The sequence below is a fragment of the Micromonospora tarensis genome (genome assembly GCF_016803395.1).
In the GTDB taxonomy this organism is placed as follows: Bacteria; Actinomycetota; Actinomycetes; order Mycobacteriales; family Micromonosporaceae; genus Micromonospora; species Micromonospora tarensis.
In genome coordinates, this window is the sequence record NZ_JAEVHL010000358.1 from 1 (window position 1) to 4721 (window position 4721).

Below are 4721 nucleotides of genomic sequence, written 5' to 3' on the forward strand. Positions count from 1 at the left end.
CCGCGCCGCCAGCGCCAGCCGCACCGCCGGTCTCCGCGCCGCCAGCGCCAGCACCGCCAGCCGCCACCGCACCGGTCTCCGCGCCGCCAGCGCCGACGCCACCGCATCCCGCGACGCCCATCTCCGGGCCACCCGCCTCGGCCGTTCCCAGCCCGAGGACCGGCGCGGACGCGGAGAACGCGCCGGTGTCCGCACCACCCGACGACGCCGCGCCGGTGACGACCCGCCCGTCGCTGGCCGATCCGGGCGATCCGGAGCAGGTTCTGGCCGCGTACCGCTGGCGGTTGGATCCGGTCACCCTGCGCGAGGATCTGACGGAGCCGGACGACCTACGGGCCATCCGGCGACGGCTGACCGAGAAGTTGGGCTCGGCGATCGACAACCGGGCCAGGGCCCGGCTGCTCAGCCTGCGGGCGGTGACCTCGCGGATTCTCGGTGAGCTGGACGACGCGCTCGCCGACGGGCGGCTCGCGCTCACCTACGCCGAGGCCACCGGCGAGCTGCGCCGGACCGCGCTGGCCCAGGCCCGGCTGGCCCACGTGCTGCGCTGGCGCGGCGACTTCGCCGAGGCGGACCAGCTCTTCGCCCAGGCCAACTCGCTGGAGTTGCCCGACCGGTTGCGGGCCGCGCTGCACGAGCACGCCGGACGGTCGTGTTACGACCAGGGGCGACTCATGGAAGCCTGCCAGCACTTCGAGAAGGCGCTCGACCTGCGCGGTGCCGGCGACGCCGAACTGCTCGACCGGGTCCGGGTGGCTCTCGACGCGGTCACCGCCCGGGCCACGGCGGACGGCTTCGGGCCGTACCCCAGAAGTCGCGACGAGGTGCTCGACCGGGACCGGCCCCCGCTGCCGGAGCGGGACGGCTCGCTGTGGGGTTACACCAGCGCGGACGGTGACCTGGTCATTCCCGCCCGGTACGCCGAGGCGCAGCACTTCCACGACGGGTTGGCCTGGGTCCGCCGGCCGGACACCGATCGGTGGTCGCTGATCAACCTGCTCGGTACGACGGTCATCCCGCCGTCCTTCCGGACCGCGCACCCGTTCAGCGACGGCCTGGCCTGGGTGGTCGGCGAGGGGGGCTGGACGGCGATCGACGCGACCGGCGCGGTGCGGGTCCCGCCCAACTTCGCGAGGTACGGCCGTTCCGTCGCGGGCTGGCCGCGGTGCGCCGGGAAGGGTGGGGGGCGGTCGACCGGACCGGCCGGGTCGTCGTGCCCACCCGCTACCACGCCTTCGTGACCGAGCTGGCCGACGGCAAGCAGGTCGACGGTTTCACCGACGAAGGCCTCGCTGTGGTGGACGTGGCCGGTCGGCGCGGCGTGGTGGACCGCACCGGCGCGGTGCTGGTCCGCCGACGCACCCGATGCTGGTCATCCACCCGGTGGCGTTCCTGGTCGGAACCGGCACCGGGTGGGGTGCCCTGGACCGCAAGGGCCTACCGCTGATCGATCCGGTACACCGCGACCGCGCCGAGGTGCTGACGGAGATCGACCGGCTACTCACCGACGCCAATCCGGTGCTCTGAGTCGCCGGTCGCACTGGTGATCCACTCGGGCTAGGGTCGACACATGGAATTCCGACACCTGGGCCGCTCCGGCCTGCTGGTCAGTGAGATCTCGTACGGCAACTGGATCACCCACGGTTCGCAGGTCGAGGAGGACGCCGCGTTCGCCTGCGTCCGGGCCGCTCTCGACGCGGGGATCACGACCTTCGACACCGCCGACGTGTACGCCGGCACTCGGGCCGAGGACGTGTTCGGCCGGGCGTTGCAGGACGAGCGCCGCGAAGGCTTGGAGATCTTCACGAAGGTCTACTGGCCGACCGGCCCCGGCCGCAACGACCGTGGTCTGTCCCGCAAGCACATCATGGAGTCGATCAACGGCTCGCTGCGCCGACTGCGCACCGACTACGTGGACCTTTACCAGGCCCACCGCTACGACTACAGCACCCCGCTGGAAGAAACGATGGAGGCGTTCGCCGACGTCGTGCACTCCGGTAAGGCGCACTACATCGGCGTCTCCGAGTGGACCGCCGACCAGCTGCGCGCCGCCCACCCGCTCGCCCGGGAGCTGCACATCCCGCTGGTCTCCAACCAGCCGCAGTACTCGCTGCTCTGGCGGGTCATCGAGGCCGAGGTCGTACCGGCCAGCGAGGAGCTGGGCATCGGGCAGATCGTCTGGTCGCCGATGGCCCAGGGCGTGCTCTCCGGCAAGTACCTGCCGGGCCAGCCGCCGCCGGCCGGTTCCCGCGCCACCGACGAGAAGTCGGGCGCGAACTTCATCTCCCGGTTCATGAACGACGACGTGCTCACCCGGGTGCAGCAGCTCAAGCCCCTCGCGGAGCAGGCCGGGCTCAGCATGGCCCAGCTCGCCGTGGCGTGGGTCCTGCAGAACCCGAACGTCTCGTCGGCGATCATCGGGGCGTCCCGCCCCGAGCAGGTGCACGACAACGTCAAGGCGGCCGGCGTGAAGCTCGACGCCGACCTGCTCACCGCGATCGACGACATCGTCGCGCCGATCGTCGAGCGGGACCCGGCGAAGACCGAGTCCCCCGCGCAGCGTCCCTGACGCCACGGCGGCCCGGTCGGCGCGAACCTCTCGCGCCGACCGGGCGACCGGGTCAGCTCAGCTCAGCTCTGCCAGAAGCGGATCAGATCCAGGCCGGTGGCGTAGAGCCACGACGGCAGGCCGAGTAGGTCACCGACCGCGAAGACCGCGTCGAAGAACCAGCCGCCGATGCGGGGGTTCCACAGCAGCGCGAAGAGCAGGATGAAGCCGTACGGGGCGAACAGGTCGTACATCCTGCGCCACTGCGGGTTGAGCCACGGCTGGATCATGTTGCCGCCGTCCAGGCCGGGCACCGGGAGCAGATTCAGCACACTGGCGGTGAGCTGGAGGAACGCGAGCAGCGCCAGCCCGGCCCAGAACTCCACCGGACCACCCGACTGGGTGCCCAGCCGCACCGCCGCCACCAGCACCAACGTGAACAGCACGTTCGTCGCCGGGCCGGCGAGGCTGACCAGGGTGTGCCGCAGTCGGCCCGGAATGGCGTGCCGGTCCACCCACACCGCGCCGCCGGGCAGGCCGATGCCGCCGAGCAGCACCACCACCACCGGCAGCACGATCGACAGCAGCGGGTGGGTGTACTTGAACGGGTTGAGCGTCAGGTAGCCCCGGTGGGCGATGTCCCGGTCGCCGGCCCGGTAGGCGACCACCGCGTGGGCGTACTCGTGCAGGCAGAGTGACACCAGCCAGCCCGACACCACGAAGAGGAACACGTTGAACCGGGCACTGCCGTAACCGTTCCAGGCCAGCACCCCGCTGACCGCGAACAGGGCGACCAGGCCGAGGAAGACCGGGCTGGGCCGGAACGCCGCCTTCGGTACGCCGAGGACCAGCCCGTCGGCACCCGACCGGTCGTGGCTCATCACTCGGCCGTGGGCAGCAGGCTCATCCGGTACTCCACCCGGCCCTCCTCGACGAGCGCGACCGAGGTGACGCCGGACGCCGCGAGCTCCCGCCAGGTCTGACCGATCCAGGATTCGGCGTCGGCCTGGCTGCCGAACGACTCCGCCGGCCCCTCGACCGTCTGGCCGTCCGTGCCCTCGTACCGCCAGCTCCACGCCATGCCGCGTCTCCCCTCGCCGCTGAAGTCCCCGTGGGACGAACCCCCGCCAGCGTAGTCGGCCCGGCGCGCAACGGCCGCTCGCTCGCCTCCGCGGGAACCCACGGGTGGATCAATCCGATCGGCTCCGACCGGTACGGTGGCTCGGTGTTGACTCGGGGAGTGCTGCTCGGCGACCGTTACCGACTGGGCGAACGCGTGGCGACGGGCGGGATGGGCGCGGTCTGGCGCGGCACGGACGTGCTGCTGGAACGCGAGGTCGCGGTGAAGGTGTTGCTCCCGTCGCTGGTCGCCGATGCCGAGTTCACCGCCCGGTTCCGGGCCGAGGCCCGGATGTTGGCCGCGCTGCGGCATCCCGGCGTGGTGCCGGTGCACGACGTGGGGCAGGCCCCGCTCGCCGACGGCAGCCGGGTCGACTACCTGGTCATGGAGTACGTCGAGGGTGAGCCGTTGTCCGCCCGGGTGCGCGCGGCCGGGCGGCTGGACCCGGCCACCACGATGTCGGTGCTGTCCCAGGCCGCGGACGCGCTGCACACCGCCCACCTCGCCGGCATCGTCCACCGGGACGTGAAGCCGGGCAATCTGCTGGTCAAGGCCGACGGCACAGTGGTGCTGGTCGACTTCGGCATCGCCCGGTCCCGTGACATGGCCGGGCTCACCGCCGCGAACATGGTGCTCGGCACCGCCTCGTACATGTCCCCCGAGCAGGCCACCGGGCAGCCGGTCTCGACCGGCACCGACATCTACGCGCTCGGCGCGGTGGCGTACTTCTGCCTTGCCGGACAGCCGCCGTTCCACGGCGACAACCCCCTCGCGGTGGCGCTCCGGCACGCCCAGGAGGAGCCGGCACCGCTGCCGCCGGACACCCCACCGGCGGTGACCGCCGTGGTGACCCGGGCGCTGAGCAAACGTCCCGAGGACCGGTTCGGCAGCGCCGCCGAGCTGGCGGCGGCCGCCGCCGACGCCCGCGACTCGACGTTGGCGAGCATTCCGGTCGCCGCCCGCCCGCCGTGGGCGCTGGCGGCTCCCACCCCCGAGACGCCCTCGGCCCTTGCGGTCACCCCGGCCGCACCGATGCCCGCGTCGACGCCCTCG

Annotated in this window: 4 protein-coding genes and 1 pseudogene; 3 read left to right on the top strand and 2 right to left on the bottom strand. The window is 72.6% G+C overall.

Going from position 1 to position 4721, the window contains the following annotated elements; genetic code table 11:
* Together JM949_RS33655 and JM949_RS33660 are read left to right on the top strand one after the other, a co-directional pair.
* A pseudogene (locus JM949_RS33655) lies at positions 1–1527 on the top strand (WG repeat-containing protein); the annotation flags it as partial.
* Between the two features lie 43 nt (positions 1528–1570).
* Positions 1571–2569 (top strand): aldo/keto reductase family protein, encoded by a 999-nt coding sequence (locus JM949_RS33660; RefSeq protein ID WP_203152074.1) that lies wholly within the window; start codon positions 1571–1573, stop codon positions 2567–2569.
* 62 nt (positions 2570–2631) lie between these two features.
* Here the strand turns inward: JM949_RS33660 and JM949_RS33665 are convergent, their stop codons facing one another.
* Both JM949_RS33665 and JM949_RS33670 read right to left on the bottom strand, forming a co-directional pair.
* Entirely contained in the window at positions 2632–3429 is a 798-nt protein-coding gene (locus JM949_RS33665) for a site-2 protease family protein (RefSeq protein WP_203152075.1), read from the bottom strand.
* The gene (locus tag JM949_RS33670; RefSeq protein ID WP_203152076.1) at positions 3429–3629 is read right to left on the bottom strand and encodes a hypothetical protein; all 201 of its coding nucleotides are present in this window, start codon (positions 3627–3629) and stop codon (positions 3429–3431) included. Before JM949_RS33670 ends, JM949_RS33665 begins: the two co-directional genes overlap by 1 nt.
* A 144-nt stretch (positions 3630–3773) precedes the next feature.
* Here JM949_RS33670 and JM949_RS33675 point away from each other — a divergent pair.
* On the top strand, positions 3774–4721 hold a 948-nt coding region (locus JM949_RS33675), incomplete at its 3' end, for a serine/threonine-protein kinase (RefSeq protein ID WP_203152077.1).

Excerpts from the sequence above, each read along its gene's own strand:
- JM949_RS33660 (WP_203152074.1), top strand. The coding sequence starts at position 1,571 with ATGGAATTCCGACACCTGGGCCGCTCCGGCCTGCTGGTCAGTGAGATC.
- JM949_RS33665 (WP_203152075.1), bottom strand. The coding sequence starts at position 3,429 with ATGAGCCACGACCGGTCGGGTGCCGACGGGCTGGTCCTCGGCGTACCG.
- JM949_RS33670 (WP_203152076.1), bottom strand. The coding sequence starts at position 3,629 with ATGGCGTGGAGCTGGCGGTACGAGGGCACGGACGGCCAGACGGTCGAG.